The following is a 372-nucleotide window of genomic DNA, read 5'->3' on the forward strand; positions in this document are numbered from 1 at the left end:
TCGCGTGGTCGTTCCAGGTGGCCGACAAGGCGCTGGACGCGCTGGCGGCGGGCCAGAGCGTGACGCAGACCTACGCGGTGCAGGTCGGGGACGGGAAGTCCGGGTTCGCGACGCAGGACGTGACGGTGACGCTGACGGGGAGCGCGGACCAGTTCGTGTTCTCGGGTCTGACGAAGAAGGCGCTGCCGAGCTTCGGCGCGGGGGACCAGCTGGTGTTCTCGGCGAGCGCGCTGGGCCATCAGGTCGGGCCGGGGGCGCTGGCGGCGGAGTGGTTCACGGAAGGCACGGCGGCGACGGTGAGCGGCCACGGCCAGTTCGTGCACGACGTGGCGCACAAGCAGCTTCTGTGGGACGCGGACGGGACGGGCGGCG

1 protein-coding gene is annotated in these 372 nt (G+C 72.3%); it reads left to right on the plus strand.

Annotated elements, in window-relative coordinates; translation table 11 throughout:
• A partial coding sequence (locus tag OWC43_RS23355) for a VCBS domain-containing protein (RefSeq protein WP_393958673.1) occupies positions 1–372 on the plus strand: 372 nt, incomplete at both ends.

The organism is Methylorubrum sp. POS3 (assembly GCF_043352485.1).
In the GTDB taxonomy this organism is placed as follows: Bacteria; Pseudomonadota; Alphaproteobacteria; order Rhizobiales; family Beijerinckiaceae; genus Methylobacterium; species Methylobacterium suomiense.